14 protein-coding genes are annotated in these 16,615 nt (G+C 56.1%); 7 read left to right on the top strand and 7 right to left on the bottom strand.

Annotated elements, in window-relative coordinates; genetic code table 11:
- The 4 genes from PbB2_RS11255 to uvrB form a co-directional block, all read left to right on the top strand.
- Positions 1-341 (top strand): EF-Tu C-terminal domain-related protein (locus PbB2_RS11255; protein WP_478210021.1); only part of this gene is annotated, 341 nt, incomplete at its 5' end.
- 627 nt (positions 342-968) lie between these two features.
- Entirely contained in the window at positions 969-2,228 is a 1,260-nt protein-coding gene (gene dcm / locus PbB2_RS11245; protein WP_108985429.1) for a DNA (cytosine-5-)-methyltransferase, read from the top strand.
- 49 nt (positions 2,229-2,277) lie between these two features.
- Positions 2,278-3,531 carry a type II restriction endonuclease gene (locus PbB2_RS11240; protein WP_108985402.1) on the top strand — a complete coding sequence of 418 codons (1,254 nt, stop codon included), beginning with the start codon at positions 2,278-2,280 and terminating at the stop codon, positions 3,529-3,531.
- A 141-nt stretch (positions 3,532-3,672) separates the two neighbouring features.
- The gene (gene uvrB, locus PbB2_RS11235; RefSeq protein ID WP_108985401.1) at positions 3,673-6,003 is read left to right on the top strand and encodes an excinuclease ABC subunit UvrB; all 2,331 of its coding nucleotides are present in this window, start codon (positions 3,673-3,675) and stop codon (positions 6,001-6,003) included.
- A gap of 695 nt (positions 6,004-6,698) precedes the next feature.
- Here uvrB and rpmG read toward each other — a convergent pair.
- The 5 genes from rpmG to PbB2_RS11200 form a co-directional block, all read right to left on the bottom strand.
- The gene (gene rpmG, locus PbB2_RS11225) at positions 6,699-6,866 is read right to left on the bottom strand and encodes a 50S ribosomal protein L33 (RefSeq protein WP_085339690.1); all 168 of its coding nucleotides are present in this window, start codon (positions 6,864-6,866) and stop codon (positions 6,699-6,701) included.
- A gap of 68 nt (positions 6,867-6,934) precedes the next feature.
- Positions 6,935-8,101 carry an MFS transporter gene (locus PbB2_RS11220; protein ID WP_108985399.1) on the bottom strand — a complete coding sequence of 389 codons (1,167 nt, stop codon included), beginning with the start codon at positions 8,099-8,101 and terminating at the stop codon, positions 6,935-6,937.
- Positions 8,098-8,850 carry an NUDIX hydrolase gene (locus PbB2_RS11215; RefSeq protein ID WP_108985398.1) on the bottom strand — a complete coding sequence of 251 codons (753 nt, stop codon included), beginning with the start codon at positions 8,848-8,850 and terminating at the stop codon, positions 8,098-8,100. The genes PbB2_RS11220 and PbB2_RS11215 overlap by 4 nt, the downstream gene beginning before the upstream one ends.
- Positions 8,851-8,947: 97 nt before the next feature.
- The gene (locus PbB2_RS11210; protein ID WP_108985397.1) at positions 8,948-11,509 is read right to left on the bottom strand and encodes a TonB-dependent receptor; all 2,562 of its coding nucleotides are present in this window, start codon (positions 11,507-11,509) and stop codon (positions 8,948-8,950) included.
- A 286-nt stretch (positions 11,510-11,795) separates the two neighbouring features.
- Entirely contained in the window at positions 11,796-12,725 is a 930-nt protein-coding gene (locus PbB2_RS11200) for an isopenicillin N synthase family dioxygenase (protein WP_108985395.1), read from the bottom strand.
- A 195-nt stretch (positions 12,726-12,920) separates the two neighbouring features.
- Here PbB2_RS11200 and PbB2_RS11195 point away from each other — a divergent pair, with 195 nt between their 5' ends.
- From PbB2_RS11195 to PbB2_RS11185, 3 genes are all read left to right on the top strand, one after another.
- Positions 12,921-13,373: a hypothetical protein gene (locus tag PbB2_RS11195; protein WP_133245791.1), complete on the top strand. Its 453-nt coding sequence runs from the start codon at positions 12,921-12,923 to the stop codon at positions 13,371-13,373.
- Entirely contained in the window at positions 13,370-13,603 is a 234-nt protein-coding gene (locus tag PbB2_RS11190) for a helix-turn-helix transcriptional regulator (protein WP_238164980.1), read from the top strand. Before PbB2_RS11195 ends, PbB2_RS11190 begins: the two co-directional genes overlap by 4 nt.
- 125 nt (positions 13,604-13,728) lie before the next feature.
- Complete coding sequence (locus PbB2_RS11185) at positions 13,729-14,478, top strand: glutathione S-transferase family protein (RefSeq protein WP_108985393.1); 750 nt, start codon at positions 13,729-13,731, stop codon at positions 14,476-14,478.
- Positions 14,479-14,508: 30 nt separating this feature from the next.
- On the opposite strand, the gene PbB2_RS11180 is transcribed toward PbB2_RS11185, so the two are convergent.
- Together PbB2_RS11180 and PbB2_RS11175 are read right to left on the bottom strand one after the other, a co-directional pair.
- Complete coding sequence (locus PbB2_RS11180; protein ID WP_108985392.1) at positions 14,509-15,399, bottom strand: LysR family transcriptional regulator; 891 nt, start codon at positions 15,397-15,399, stop codon at positions 14,509-14,511.
- A 93-nt stretch (positions 15,400-15,492) separates the two neighbouring features.
- Entirely contained in the window at positions 15,493-16,533 is a 1,041-nt protein-coding gene (locus PbB2_RS11175) for a glycosyltransferase family 4 protein (protein ID WP_108985391.1), read from the bottom strand.
- Between the last annotated feature and the right edge of the window lie 82 nt (positions 16,534-16,615).

The raw sequence follows: 16,615 nt of genomic DNA, 5'->3' as shown, positions 1-16,615 counted from the left end.
TTGACCGGACGGGTGTGGAGCGTGGTCAGGTGTTGTGTAAGCCTGGCAGCATCAAGCCACACAAGAAGTTTGAAGCTGAGGCCTATATCCTGACGAAGGAAGAGGGTGGCCGTCACACGCCATTCTTCACCAATTATCGTCCCCAATTCTACTTCCGGACGACGGACGTGACGGGCATCTGCATGTTGCCAGCGGGCGTGGAAATGGTGATGCCTGGCGACAACATCAAGATCACGGTTGAACTGATCACCCCGATCGCCATGACCCAGGGTCTGCGCTTTGCAATCCGCGAAGGCGGCCGCACCGTTGGTGCCGGCGTTGTGGCCAGCGTGATCGAATAAGACTTGAGGCGACAGCCTCATGATCAAGAACGCCCCGACCCACACGGTCGGGGCGTTTTTATGTGCGGTACAAGATCCCGGATCGGCTGCGCCGTCCGGGATGACAGGTGTTTGTTTAGAAAGACAAAACTAAACGGTGTCATCCCCGCCGGAGCGTAAGCGCAGAGCGGGGACCTCAGGGTATCTTGCGCTCTCCCCTCGCCCCCTAAGGGGGAGAGGGGATGGGGGAGAGGGGACGGGGGTGAGGGGGTGTCCGAAATGACAGGGGTGTGGGTAGCTTTTCATCTGGAACCGCTTTGGTGCAACTTCCGTTTCACCAAACCGGCTCATCGAGTTTGAGCGCGACATCTGGGTCGTCAAGTGCGCAGCTTTGCTGCGTCGCGGTGCGATCGGTTTTCACAGAAAACCGACACTTGACCACCCAGTTGTCGCAAAAACAATTGAAACAGCGGTTTGGTGGACCATAGGGATCACCAAAGCGCTTTACAATGTGCGGGAAGCAATTGAGCAAAAAAAGTGCGGAAGCCAAGAGCACGGAGTTTGGAACAAAACGGCAACAAAGACTTGCAATTCGAATCAATTCATGGTGTCAAAAATAGTCCCGCCGGATGTGAGTTAGGGCCCGAAATGAAATTATTGAATGCGACGGAGTTTAGGGTCATGCGAGAGAGAAAGGGACTGAGCGTTGACCAAGCTGCGACCGAGTGTGGCATCGATGCGCGTACCGCCTACCGCTACGATCGCGGTCAATCAGTTGCTCCAGCCTCCATTCTAAGGCTGTTGGCGCGCGATGCGCCTGCGGCCGAAAAGAAGACAGATGGCTGGTTCAAGTTTATAGACCTTTTCGCTGGTATCGGCGGGCTGAGGCGTGGTTTTGAATCAATTGGCGGCGAGTGTGTCTTTACTTCTGAATGGGATGCTTATAGCCGCAAGACCTATGCTGCAAACTTCCCCGTCGATCATGAATTTGGTGGGGATATCCGCGAGTATTCTGCAAACCCAGCGCGGATACCATCGCACGATGTATTGTTGGCCGGCTTCCCTTGTCAGCCCTTTTCTATAGCAGGGGTTTCAAAAAAAAATGCGCTAGGTCGCCCGCATGGTTTTTTGGATGATACACAAGGTACCTTGTTTTACGACACTGCTAAGATTATTGCGCACCATCGCCCCGCCGCCTTTCTTCTAGAGAACGTGAAAAACCTAGAGCGACATGATGGAGGCAAGACATTCGCGACGATCAAGGCGGTGCTTGAACAAGAACTCGGCTACCACATTCAGCACAGGGTAATTAGTTCAGAGGGATGGGTTCCGCAGAAACGAGAGCGAATTTTTATCGTAGGCTTTCGTGACGAAACGGATTTTGATTTCTCCTCTTTGATGGTCCCTGTGCCCGGATCGGGGCCAAAACTTGGATCAATCCTACAGTCACATAATGAAGTGGATTCCAAATATACCCTAACCCAACATTTGTGGGATTATTTGCAAGCATATAAGGACAAGCACGCAGCGGCAGGCAATGGTTTTGGTTTCGGATTGGTTGGACCAAACGATGTGGCACGGACGCTTTCTGCCCGATACTACAAGGATGGTTCCGAAATCTTGGTGGCCCAAGAGGGGACCCGCCCACGTCGATTAACCCCGCGCGAATGCGCACGCCTAATGGGGTTTGATGTCCCTGATGGCGACGACTTCCATATCCCGGTTTCAGATACTCAAGCTTATCGCCAATTCGGCAATTCTGTTGTTGTGCCTGTAGTTAAAGCGGTTGCTGCGCATATGGAGGGTAGCTTGCGAAGAGCTTTGTTATCCGAAGCCAGTATTGAGGCTCAGCATTTGCCAACCACAACGCGCGCGGCGGTACAAGGGCTCTTGAAGAGATTCGGATAATTCTTTTTGCACCGTGACCGCGCCAAAGATTTTTTGATAGAGAAAGCAAATGACTACAGCCCGTGGTTTTTTAAGCGATTATTTCGTGGCCGTTGCGGTTAAGCGCCTTTCCAATGTTGAAGCAAATCCAAAGGTATCAAATCAACATGAAATAAACGATAAAGCCAGCCAATTAATGAAAATGCTTGGAGAGACTGAACGTCGAAAAAAGTCTTCCAATGGTCTTGGCGGATTTGTTGGGCGTTTCATCTATTTGTCTGGCGAGCAGGAAGGCATCTCAGAAATAGGAAGTTTGGCTTGGTATGATTCAAGAAGGGATCAACCTCACAGGTCCCGGGAGTGGCGTCTTTATTACTCCGGAAATGCAGTTACAGATGCGATGCAGCCCGGCGATACGTTGTTACTCGCGATGCATGAAAACGGTGAGCTCTACTTCATTGTAGCTCCGTCTGGCTCATCGATAGAACGCCAGCTGCTGTGGCTGTTCAAACTCGATCGAACTCCGAGCGATGATCTATTTGCTCAAGATCAAAAGGTCCTTTCAACTTCTGAAATCGACTTCGCGGCTAGGTTCATATTGGATGAGCTTGGCATTGTATTTGTTGAGCCAGATGAAGATTTTCTCGATGGCTTGATAAGGCCGTTTGCCAGAACATTTCCCTCAACAAAAGTTATGGCGGAGCTTGCTTGGAAACACGCATCCGCGCCATCTGCACGCATTGACCCTGACAATGCCATACTGGCATGGGTGGACTTTGAGGAACGGCTTTTCAGACGATTGGAAAGAGTGATTGTGGAGGACCGCATTCGCGATGGATTTTTCAAAGAAAGCGCGGTCGATGTTGATGCTTTCTTTGCGTTCGCAATAAGTGCAATGAATCGACGCAAATCTCGAGCCGGACAGTCATTAGAACATCACTTGGCTCAAGTATTTCGTGCTCATAATCTGGAGTTTCAACAAGGAGTTATCACGGAGCGAAATAACCGACCTGATTTTTTATTTCCAAGTGGCGCTGCGTATCATAATTCTGATTTCCCAGACGCCAAGTTAACCATGTTAGGTTCGAAAACAAGCCTAAAGGATCGATGGCGCCAAATATTGGCAGAAGCGGATCGGATTACAAAGAAGCACCTCTTCACAATCGATACTGGCATATCAGTGGCCCAAACCGATCAAATGTTTGATAGCAACGTACAGCTTGTTGTGCCACGAAAATTACATGAAACCTATATTCCTAGTCAGAGAGTATCGATACAGGAGCTTGCAGCGTTCGTTGATATGGTCAGGGCAAGAAGTGGCTAACTTCCGTATAGAAATCTTCATGCTTACAAACGTTGGTTCTGGAAAAATCTGAGTCAGTCTCCCCAACACAGCCTGCCAATTCCCCCCAATCCTGCCCGAATACCCCTACCCAAAGCCCGATATTCCCCCTATGTTCTCATCATGGCGCGTCCACCTTCCTCCCGATCCCGCAGGCCTCCCAGCCATCCGACAACGGACAAACAACAGGCGTGGGAGAATGTTCAGCGCCTGCGCGCGGAGGCCGATGCGCTGGACGAACCAAGGCCCGGCGCGCAGACGGTCTCAGGTGTGGCATTTGCCGGGGACCCGTTTGTCTATGATTTCGATTATGCGGAGCTTGATTCCCGCGGCAGTCAGGCCGCCCCTACCTGGCAGCCGCATCGACCGGCTTTGCCCGACAAATTCGAGGGGGGGCGGCGGTTTGAGCTGGTCAGTGATTATCAGCCCGCTGGCGATCAGCCTGCCGCCATCGATGCGCTCTGTGCTGCGGCTCAAGAGGGGGAGAAGGATCAAGTCCTCCTTGGGGTTACTGGGTCGGGCAAGACCTTCACCATGGCCCAAGTCATTCACCGCCTGCAACGTCCAGCTCTGATCCTGGCCCATAACAAGACGCTGGCGGCCCAGCTTTATGGCGAGTTCAAGAACTTCTTTCCCCATAATGCGGTGGAATATTTTGTTTCTTATTATGATTATTACCAGCCTGAAGCCTATGTGCCGCGGACCGACACCTATATTGAAAAAGAAAGCAATATCAACGAGCAGATCGACCGGATGCGCCACGCGGCCACGCGGGCGATTTTGGAGCGGGATGATGTGATCATCGTCTCGTCGGTCTCGTGCATTTACGGCATTGGTTCGGTGGAGAGTTATTCCTCCATGACCTTTGTCTTGACGCCCGGTGATCGGGTGGACCCGCAAATGGTGACGCGCGACCTCGTTGCTTTGCAATATAAGCGCAATGATGTCTATTTCGCGCGGGGCAATTTCCGATTACGCGGCGATGCACTCGACATTTTCCCCGCCCACTATGAAGATCGGGCCTGGCGCATCCTGTTTTTTGGCGATGAAGTCGAGGCGATCCACGAATTTGACCCGCTGACCGGCAAGAAAACGGCCGATCTCGATGCCATCAAAGTCTATGCCAATAGCCACCATACCACGCCGCGCCCAACGCTCAGCCAGGCAATTGAGAAGATCAAGGCCGAGGCCAAGGCGCGCGTCGACTGGTTTGAGAAAAACGGACTGTTGCTAGAGGCCCAGCGCCTGAAACAGCGCACGGACTTTGACCTTGAGATGTTGCTGGCAACCGGGTCCTGCGCAGGTATTGAGAATTACTCGCGCTATTTGTCGGGCCGCAATCCGGGCGAACCGCCGCCCACCATGTTCGAATATATCCCCGACAATGCTTTGGTCTTTGTCGATGAAAGCCACGTCACCATTCCCCAGATCGGAGGCATGTTCCGTGGCGATTATAACCGCAAGAAGACGCTGTCGGATTATGGCTTCCGCCTGCCGTCCTGCATGGACAATCGGCCATTGCGGTTTGAGGAATGGGACGCGATGCGCCCGCAGACCATTTGTGTGTCGGCGACGCCCGGTCCGTGGGAGATGAACCAGACAGGCGGGGTTTTCGTCGAACAAGTGATCCGTCCCACCGGCCTGATTGATCCCCCGGTTGAGATCCGCCCCGTGACGGGCCAAGGCTTTACCCAGGTCGATGATTGTATTGCCGAATCGCGCGCCACCATTGCCGAGGGCGGGCGGGTTCTGGTCACCACATTGACCAAGAAAATGGCCGAAGATCTCACCGAATATATGCATGAGCAGGGCTTGAAGGTCCGCTATATGCACAGTGACATCGACACAGTCGAGCGGATTGAAATCATCCGGGACCTGCGTTTGGGCAATTTCGATATTCTGATCGGGATCAATCTGTTACGCGAGGGTCTTGATATTCCAGAATGCCGACTGGTCTGTATTCTCGATGCCGACAAGGAAGGTTTCTTGCGCTCTGAAACCAGTCTGGTCCAGACGATTGGCCGTGCGGCGCGCAATGTCGATGGCCGGGTCATTCTCTATGCGGATTCCATAACCGGCTCGATGAAGCGCGCGATGGAAGAAACCGACCGGCGTCGCGCCAAACAGATTGCTTGGAATGAAGCCAATGGCATCACGCCCCAGTCCATCCGCTCCAATATCCATGACATTCTCAACAGCCCCTATGGTAAGGAAGGCGTCACAGTGGGGCTGGGTGAGGGCGGCGATGCGACAGCCAATATCAAGGGCAAAGGCCGTTCCAAGTCCAAGCAGGAGGCTGTGCCCGCCCCCGGTGCACCGGGCCATAATTTCAAGGCGGCCTTGGCTGATCTGGAAAAGCGCATGCGCGCCGCCGCCGCGGATCTGGAATTCGAAGAAGCGGCCCGCTTGCGCGACGAGATCAAGCGACTGGAGCGGCAGGAGTTGGGGATGTAGGGGCTTGGGTGGTCAGACTCAGGCCATGGGTTTTGGTGGAACAGGGTCTCGGATCGGCTTCGCCGTCTGGGATGACAGCGTTGTGGGTTTGGCTTTTCTACTTGGACCCGTTTGGTGAAACTTGTGTTTCACCAAAACGGATGGTCGAGTTTGAGCGCGACATCTGGGTCGTCAAGTGTCGGTTTTCTCTGAAAACCGATCGCACCGCGACGCAGCAAAGCTGCGCACTTGACCACCCAGATGTCGCAAGAACAATTGAGGTTGCGGTTTGGTGGACCATAGGGATCACCAAAGCGCTTCCAGACAAAAACCTTCTCAAAACGATGTCATCCCCGCCGGAGCGATAGCGCAGAGCGGGGACCCCCTCGCGCATGTGCGTACTGAGATCCCGGATCGGCTATCGCCGTCCGGGATGACAGGCTGTTGTATGGGTCGACAAAACTAAACGATGTCATCCCCGCCGGAGCGATAGCGGAGAGCGGGGACCTCCTCGCGCTTGTGCGGCACAAGGTCCCGGATCGGCTATCGCCGTCCGGGATGACACCCGATATTATAGGCTGACAAAACGAAACGGCGTCATCCCCACCCAACCGCCAGCACAGGGCAGGGGCTTTCAGACGAAGAGAGCACACACGAAAAAGCGCGCCCCGGTTAGCCAGAGCGCGCCCTTCATTTGGACAAAGCCAAATAGATGCTTACTTAATCTTGCCTTCGACAAACTCGACATGCTTCCGCACGACGGGGTCGTACTTATTCATGCGCAGCTTTTCGGTCTTGGTACGGGCATTCTTCTTGGTGACATAGAAGAAGCCGGTCCCGGCGGAGGAATTGAGGCGGATTTTGATGGAGGCCGGTTTGGCCATGGTAAATCTCCCGCACTGGCGGTCTGGTGAAACTGGAGCGGCGCTTAGACCTTAAACCGGCCTAAAGGTCAAGACTTTCTCTGCGCATGAAACTGTAGACCAATCGCCAGAATGGGGGTGAGGGCCATACATGCCAGCCCTGCCATGAATCCAGCCGGGCCGAGGCTTTGCAGCAACGTACCCCCAGCCAATGGCGCGATCAATTGGCCAACCCCATAGCTGCCGCCATAGGCCGCATTGGCGCCGGCAAGCTCGCCCTTGCCGAAGCGTTCGGCCAGTCCCATCAGACCCAACGTATAAAAGCCCGTGACACAGCCCGACCAGACAAAGCAGATGGCATAGGCTTGGGCCGGCGCAGTCACCATCATCAAGAGGAATGGGCCGATAAAGCCAATCACAGCCACGCTGAGCAAGGTACGGGTTCGGCCATAGCGGTCCGCCAGGATGCCGATTGGGCCTTGTAGCAGGATATTGCCGAGCCCGCTGGCGGCAATCAGATAACCCGCTGCAGCATCCTCAAAGCCCACCTGCCGCACCCACAAGGGAAACAGGTTAAAGGCGCTGGTCTCAATCGCGCCCATGGCAAAAGCCGGGACAAAAAGGGCTGGCGCGATCATCAGGCGGGCAAGGAGCGCGCCGGGCTTGGCCTCATCGCCTTCCGGTCGCGTGGCAGGTGGCGCTTTAAGGACAAAGAGCGGCAGGGTGGCCGCGGCCATGATCAGCGCCCCGGCATAGGGTGTCGCAGGCCCCTGATGGCCCAATTGGGCAATGATGAAGCCGCCAATGCCAAAGCCCCCCGCAAAGGTTGCCGCATAAAGGCCCAAGAGACGGCCACGCAAATGAGCCGGAGCCAATTCAAGGAACCAGGCTTCTGAGGCCACAAAGATGATGGTCAATGAGGTGGAAAAGCCAAAGCGGATCGCGGTCCACACCCAGATATTGTCCGTGGTGGGATAAAGCAAAAACATCAGGCTGCTGGCCAATAGGCCGCCCCCCAGCACCATTTTGATCGGCAAGCGGCCCATCAACCAAGGAACAAGTGGGGTGCACAGCAGACCGGCCAAACCGGCAAATGTCATCAGAAAACCAACTTCGGTCGCCGACAGCCCGGCATCGTCCAAGGTCAATGCAAACAAGGGCGCGTTGATGGCGATGCCGACCGCAGCGATCAGGCCACAGCTGAGGGCGGTACCAATGCCAGCCCAGATGGCCGGTGTCATGCGGGCATCATTCATAGCCGGTCCATCCGCGGGCCTTGGCGGCCCCAGCGCAAGAAGGCAGGTGCTTGTGGGGCTTCTGGGGCCTGCACCCAGGCCTGCACCTCACCCAAAATGAAGCGTGTGACATTGGGTAGATCAAGCTTGAAGGCATCCGCCAAGCTAAACCAGCGCAAATCTTCCATCTCTGCCCCATCACGTGCCGGGCGTTGGTCCACCAAGGCTTCTTCGGCATGGGCAATGAAGAAGCGGGCATCAAAGCGTTTGTGGCGCTGTGGTGGGGTAATGGCGCGGGCAAAGAAGTGCAAAGGGGACAGATGAGGGCCATGACCACTGGCCATGAAGCTTGCCCAGCCGGCATCCGACATCCGCCCTTTCAGCCTGCCGGGGCGGCCCACCACAAGGCCAGTTTCTTCCCAGGTTTCGCGTATGGCCGCAAGGGCAAAGGCGCGAGGGTGTCGGCCGGGATTTTCTTGCCGCAGCAGCGCCTCCGAACGAGGGGAGAGCTCATCATGGCTGGCGATGAAACGGTCACAACGATCAACCTTGCCACCGGGGAAGACATATTTGTCGGGCATGAAACTGTGGCCGCTTGCCCGCCGCCCCATCAGGATTTCGGGCGCTCGTGCAACATCGCGGACCAGAATCAACGTGGCCGCATCCTTGGGCCGTGGAGCACGGCGCGGCGCATCATCTGTGCCTGGCCGATAGGGCAGGTCACGTTCGCCATCCGGGTCGAGATCGGGCAAGTCCTTGGCGGAAGTCATCCACAAGGGGTTAGAAGCGGTTGAAGCAAAAGAAAAGGCCCCCGACTGGAAAGTCGGGGGCCCATTTCAGACTTTATCGTCCGTGTCTGTCTGGTGCTTACCAGATGTACTTGGCCGATACACCATAGGTGCGCGGTTGGCTTGGGTAGCCAGACACGGTACCGGCCTGCGCCACACCCGCGAAGATGGTGGTCAGATAACGGTCATCGGTCAGGTTACGGCCCCACAAGGTGAGTTCCCAGCCATTGTTCATGGTGTAGAGAACACCTGCGTTCAGCGTGTTGACCTCACGTGTGTAGGGGATGGCTGCCGCACGATTGCCTTCGAGGCCATCGGCGATCTGGGTCTTGTCTTCATGGAAGAAATCACCCCGGATGGTCAGACGCTCACCATTGGCGAGTGGCTGCACATAGGTGGCACCAAGTGTATAGCTCAACTTCGCAATACCGGCAGGGGTCACGCCCGACAGGTCGCCAAAGGCGCTTTGCTTGAAGTCGTCATACTTCGGATCCAGATAAGTCATAGCAAACGACAATTGCAGAGGCCGGATCGGACGATAGGTTGCGTCAAATTCCACGCCCTTTGACGATTGGGTCCCTGCGTTAGCCAATTGGAAGCCCGTGCCGGTGAAGACGTTGGACTGGAAGCCATCGATCTGCTGATCGAACAAGGTCAGGTTGAAAGCCCCGGTTGGGAAACGTGCCTTGATGCCGATTTCCGACACCGTGGCTTCTTCAGGACCAGCATAACGCGTACCAGTGCTGAGGTTGGTCACAGCCAGACCCGCGTTGCGGATGCGCGATGGGGCTGGGTTCAAGATTGGGTTGCCGGGAATGAAGTCAGCGGCGAATGGACGTGAATCCCGGCTCAAGTTGAACGAGGTTGCCTTGAAGCCCGTCGCATAGCTGGCATAGGCATTCCAATTGTCATTGATTTCCCAAGCCAGACGTACCGAATAGGTGGTCTTGGAATCGTTGGTCTTGCCGCTTTCAACTGCGTTCGGGATGTTCAGGAACGGTGGTTGGAACTGCAGACCCCGCAAAGCCAGGAACGGGTTACAATTGGGCGCCACAACCGTGGCTGAGCAGGGCACGCCTGCAATGCTGCGACCGATGGCAGCAGCCGTGGTTGCGCCGACGAATGGGGTCAATTGGCCCGTGATAAAGGCTGCCCCAAACGCATTCAGATCCAGACCCGAGAAGGTGTCGGTGCTGAGAATGTTGATCCGGGCCTTCTTGATGTCATCGGTATAGTTGAAGCCGGTGGTCAAGGTCAGCGATGGGGTGATCTTATAGTCGAGCGTGCCGAACAATGAGGCAGCATCGTTCTTCATCCCCATGTCTTCGGTGGTGCCTGTCCCTTGCCGTTGGAAGGTGGTGCCCACGGGCAGACCCAAAGCGCCTTCAATCAAAGCCAGTGGCGAGGATGCCCCACCAGTCAGGCCGTTGGCATAGGCGCGGAAGTCTTTTTGATAGACAACGCCTTGCTGTTGATCGATCTCTTCCTTGAACAGATAACCACCGAGCAGGAAGTTCAGCGGCCCCTCATAGCTCGATGCCAAGCGGAATTCTTGGGTCAGTGTGTCGATCGAGAAGCGGTTGTAAGCGCTGGCCAATGCGGCACTGGTGAAGTCGATATCGCCGTCGGAGAAATTCTTCGAATTGCGATAGGCCGAAATCGAGGTGAATTGCCATTTGCCGAAATCATAATCGATCTGCAGCGAAACGCCTTGGTTCGAGATTTCGTTCACGGGCGCGATTTCAGAATAGACCTGATCGGTGAAGGGGCTGTTGGACACGATCTTGCCGCCAATCCCGCGGATGATGGCTCCCGTCGGGCCGTCCTTTACGTTGACAACCGCGCAGCACAATTCTTCCAGATGGTCATAATCGACAATCGCGCGAACCTTCAGCTGGTCGTTTGGCTTGATCAGCAAATCGCCACGCACATAATAACGGTCACGGTCATTGATTTTCTTGCCGATGGCCAGATTGTCGACATAGCCGTCGCGCTTGTTGATGCCGAAAGCAAACGACCCAGCAGCATTCTCACCCAATGGGCCGGTTACATCGGCTTTGGCGACAATCGCGTTGAAATTGCCGTAGCTGATTTCGGCCGAGCCGCCATACTCAAACTTAGGTTCACGGGTGACCACCGAGATCACACCGGCAGAGGCGTTCTTGCCGAACAGGGTCGATTGAGGGCCGCGCAAGACTTCGACCCGCTGCAGGTTTGGCAAATCACCAATACCGGCTGCAGCGCGCGAGCGGTAGACACCATCGATGAAGATAGCCACCGAAGGCTCGATCCCGGCATTGTTCGCACCATTGCCGAAGCCGCGAATGATGAAGGTTGCGTTTGACGAGCTTTGGTTGGTGCTGACGCGCAGCGAGGGAACCAGTGTTTGCAAGTCGTTCAGGTCACGCACCTGCGCCTTGTTGATGGTGTCTGCCGAGGTCACCGACACAGCAACCGGGATCGACTGCAGCGTGGTTTCGCGCTTGGTTGCCGTCACGATGACGACGTCGGTGGCTTGATCGGGTTCGTCGGCGGCCGGTGCTGTCTGTGCTTGAGCCAAGCCTGCAAAGCCGAAACCAGCCAAGCAGATGGTCGAAAGCAGCGACAGACGGCGGAGTCTGGATGTGGTGATTGAGCGCATGTGTGTTTCCCCAAATAATTTTCTTATGCCTTGCCTGTTGCAGAACAGGTTTTGGCCTTTGGTGTCCGAAGATGAACCCATCTTGGTCTGGTCTATCGTTAGACTGCTCGCTGCCAACCTGCAACAGATGGAAAGCGTTTTTAGAGGCCAATACTGCAAGGTCTGGCATTTGGGTGGCGAGGTGTTGCCTGAAAGGCGCAAAAACCCTGTCGGTTTCGGGGGCTAGCACGCTTTTGAGGCGCAAATCTGCCCCAAAAAGCGGCAGGTCGATCGGTGTGCTGACAGATCAGGCAAGCTTAATCTCGCGCAGGCGCTGTTCGAGGAAATCCTGTGCATTGATCGGCTCATATTTCACCGGCCCATTCATCGGCAGGGTTTCAATCAGGACATCAGGTGAAAAATGCAGGAAAAATGGCGCAGAATAACGGGCAAAGCGCGCCCGCTCGGGTTCTGGATTGATCACGCGGTGAATGGTTGATGGCAGGCGGTCATTGGTCAGCCGCGAGAGCATATCGCCTATATTGATCACCACACAGCCTTCCGGTGCAGTCACTGCCTGCCATTGGCCGGCCTTGTCCAGCAATTGTAGGCCAGGCTCTTCGGCACCCAACAACAGGGTGATGACATTGATGTCGCCATGGGCTCCGGCCCGGATTGCGCCGGGTGTGGCTTCTGGCCCAACGGCAGGATAATGCAAGGTGCGCAGGATTGAATTGCCCTCAGCGACTTTGGCATCGAAATAATCGCGCGGCAGTTCCAGATAGGTGGCAATGGCCTGCAGGATGCGTTTGCCCAGATGGTCAAAGTCCTCAAACATCGCCTGCTGGCTGGCGTCAAAGCCAGCAACATCTGGCATGGGCACATTGGGTGGCATGACTGCGCCAAAGCGATGCCCCTCAGGCAGGTTCCGGCCATGGTGCCAGAATTCCTTCAAGTCCGCGATGGTGTGATCCTTGGCGGTTTCGACGCCAAAAGCGGTATAGCCGCGCTGGCCAGCGCCGACAGGGGATTTGTAAGATTTTTTCACTTCAACCGGTAAGGCAAAGAATTCTTTGGCCTTTTGCAGCGCCTTATCAATCACATTCTGGTCGACGCCATGGTCTGCGACGATGGCAAAGCCAAACTTCTCAAACCAAAAACCCAATTCCCGCGCAAAGCCAGCAAAATCGCTGTCATAGCTTTTCATAGAGACCGGTTGGATGACCGAATTGGGCATGAGGCAAAACTCCAATGTGTGGAGCGCTTCTATTGGAGGTGCTGGAAAACCTCAAGGCGGCAAAGTGCCTCAATCGGGTTGGGATCGGTCTGCACATTATCGGCTATGTAAAACATGTTTGACGTGACGCCTTCCATGATTTACCCGGGAAATGTAAAACATGTTTGTCATTTCGGCAATGTCGAGGAGGGCCATATGACCTTAACTGAAAAACGGGCTGGGCTGTCCTTGATCCTGGCAATCTGCATTTTTGCCTATCTGGTTGCCAATATGACCCATGGCTGGTCGATCCCGGATCAAGCGCCGCGTCACCTGTGGCGGACGTGGCTTGTGGTGCTGGCGCTGGCGACTGTGGGCGAATATGGGGTGTCGACTTGGGCGGCTTGGATGCGTCAGCGCGGGGCGCTGGAGGATGAGCGTGATCAGCACATCATCGCGCGTGCGGATCGGCTGGGCCTGCTGGTCGGCTTTGGGGCGATCAATGTTCTGGTTTGGCAGATCTTGCTGCAATCGACCTATCCCACGCCGGCAGCTTGGACCTTGAATGTGCAGCATCTGCCGACCTTGTTTGTGGTGCTGATGGGGGTTTTGTTTATCGCCCAAGTGGTCAAGCAACTCGCCATCCTCGGCTTGGGGCGGCTGGCGTGAGCGGGCAGGGCGGGGGTGTGCAGAAGGGCCGCGTGCGCAATCTGATCCGGGATTTGCGCACTCAGGCAGGCCTGACCCAGCAAATGTTTGCCGAGATGGTCGGTGCCACCCGCCAGACCATTGTCGCAATTGAAGCTGAGAAATACGCCCCGTCGCTTGAACTGGCCTTTCGCATGGCCCGCGCGCTCAACCAGCCCTTCGAAACCGTCTTCCGCTTCGATCCGGAGTGACCTCTTCCTGTGTTCGCAATTCTCAACAGCTCTGTTTGATTTTCTGACCTTGTGCTTATGATGGAGAGACACGACCTGTGTGCCACCACGCGCGCACGTTGCGCGGAGAGGAAGGACGTTAAAGCATGACCCAGCCCACTCAAGGCCCGATTGAACTTTATTATTGGCCCACGCCAAACGGCTGGAAAATCTCCATTGCGCTGGAAGAAATGGGCCTGCCCTATGACCTCAAGCCGATCAATATCGGTCAGGGTGAGCAATTTGCCCCGGCCTTCCTGGCCATCAGCCCGAATAATCGCATGCCCGCGATTGTCGATCCCAATGGACCGGATGGAGAGCCCATTTCGGTGTTTGAGAGCGGGGCCATCTTGCAATATCTTGGCCGCAAGACGGGTCAATTCTACCCCAGTGAGGAGCGGGCCCGCGTCAAGGTCGATGAATGGCTGATGTGGCAAATGGCCGGCCTTGGTCCGATGTCCGGCCAAGCCAGCCACTTCCGGCTTTATGCCCCCAATCTGGTCGACGATCCCAAGCTGATTGAATATGGCCAGACCCGTTACACCAATGAAGTCAATCGGCTTTATGGCGTGATGGAGCGGCAATTGAGCCAGACCGACTATCTGGCCGGGGATTATTCCATCGCCGATATGGCGGCCTATCCTTGGGTGCGCGGGGCGAAATTGTTTGGCCAGGATCTGGACGAATTCCCGCTTGTAAAGGCTTGGTTTGAGCGCATTGATGCGCGCCCGGCTGTGGTGGCCGGCAATGCGGTGGGGGCTGATTTGCGCAAGCCAGCTGGCGAGCAGTCCAAAGATGACATCAAGGCTGCTGCCAAGGCATTGTTCAACCAGACGGCGGCTGTGACCAAAACCTGATCGGCTCGTCGGGGAAAGGCTGGGGCCGTCTCAGCCTTTCCAATTGACCGCTTGTTCAAGAAGATATTGGCGGAAAGCGGCGATCCGCTTGGAACGGCGCAAATCTGCAGGATAGATGAAAAAGACGTCGATGTTTGGCCCGTCGGTCTCAGGGAAAATCCGCACCAGACCGGTGTCGGCTTGGGCCAAATAATCGGGCAAGCCGCCAATGCCGAGGCCTGCAACCACCGCCCGCACCAAGGCCGAGACATTGTTGATGGTCAAGGCGGCCTCACGCGGGCGATGTTCCTCCCGCCCTAACGTCAAGGCAAAATCGAGCACTTTCATCGGGTCGCCAGCGCGCGCGCCATAGGCAATCACGCGATGCTTGGCGAGGTCTTCCGGCGATTTGGGCATGCCATGCTTGGCGATATAGTCGCGCGAGGCATAAAGCGATGTGGTGATCGAGAGGATTTTGCGCTGGATCAGATCGGCATGCGTGGCTTCCCACAGCCGGATCGCGCATTCGGCCTCTAGTGTGGTCAGATCAAGTTCGCGGTCATCCAACAATAGGCGCAGGGATACGTCAGGATAGGCATCCATGAACCCGCCCAAGCGCGGGGCCAGCCAGGTTGCGCCAATGCCAATCGGGGCGGTGACGATCAATTCACCTTGCGGCCGGTCGCGGGCATCTTTGAGATTGGATTCGGCCACTGCCGCGATCGTGGCCATCTGACCAGTTGATTGCTGCAGCACCTTGCCCGGTCCGGTCAGGATGAGACCACGCGCGTGGCGGTGGAACAAGGGTACACCGAGGCCGTCTTCCAAGGCAGCAATCTGGCGACTGACTGCGGATTGGCTCAACCCCACTTTTTCGGCAGCCGCGGTCAGGCTGCCCGTATCGGCGGCGGCGTGAAAGGTTTTCAGCTTGTCCCAGTCCATTGCATGCTTCTCGCGTGATTTATCGGCTCCGTCCAGCCGCAGATGCGCCCAAACTTGCCCGCTGTTGGCGTGGTTTATCCTGAGCGACGGGGTCTAGCCAATCTGCTTTGACAGGCGTTTGCGCAGGATCGTGCGGCTTTGGGTCAGGATCACGACAAAGCCGCAAAGGGCAAGGCCGAAACTGGCGCTGACGGCACTGGGTCCAAGGGGGTGGGTCACTACTGCCAACGCGCCGCACATGGCGCTGGCCAGCCAGTAGATAAGGCTTATCTGGCCATGGCTGGTTCCGGTCCGAATTGCCAGCTGATAGACATGTTCGGCATGGGCCGTCAGCAGATTGTGCCGCTGTCGCGCCCGCCACAGGATGGTGAGGATCGCATCGCTCAACATGGGCAAAAAGCACAAAGCAATCGCCCACGGGTTTGCGCCTCTTTCCCCGGCCCATACACCCAGGCCCCCAATCAGCAAGCCGACCGCCAAGGCCCCAGCATCCCCCGAAAAAACCCGCCCGCCGAGACCATTCCAATAGAGGAAACCCAAACAGGCTGCTGCCCCGACCAGACAGAGCGCCGCCGGGCCGATCCCTGCGGGTTCAGCACTGAGCATGGCCAGAAAAATCAGGCCAATGCCACTACACCCCATTGCCATGCCATTTGCGCCGTCGAGGAAATTGACAACATTGACCATGACGAGCAGCCACATCAATGTTCCCAAGCCGGCCAGCCAAGGGCTGAACTGCAGGGCAAATCCGCTCCATAATGGCAAGCTGTCAATCCGCATTCCCGCCAGGATGAAGCCAAGGGTGATACACAGCATAACCCCCAATTTCAGGCGCGCGCCCAAACCAACCCGATCGTCCCAATAGCCTAAGGCCCCACCGGCTAATGCCAAGCTCAGACAGGCACCAAACGCTTGCCACGAAGACACGGACGCGCCGTCAAGATGGGTCAACAACAGGACAGCCGTGCCAGCCAAAAGGCCCGCCATAATTCCAACCCCGCCAGAGGTTGGCGTGGGAATCGTGTGCAATTTGCGGGCTTCATCGGGTAGATCTGGCTTGGCCCATGCCATCATGAGGCGGGTGACGCCCCACGCCACCATCATTGCAATCACACAGGCCCCCAAGATCAACATGGTGTCAGTTTAGACGGTGCACAGGGGCGCAGGGAAGTCGGGCTGCCTGAGCAAACGCAGATAAGTGACCGTCTGGTGGAGT

The organism is Candidatus Phycosocius bacilliformis (assembly GCF_003112735.1).
In the GTDB taxonomy this organism is placed as follows: Bacteria; Pseudomonadota; Alphaproteobacteria; order Caulobacterales; family Aquidulcibacteraceae; genus Aquidulcibacter; species Aquidulcibacter bacilliformis.
Note: the sequence above shows the minus strand (reverse complement) of the source record. Positions and strands in the feature narration are given on the sequence as shown.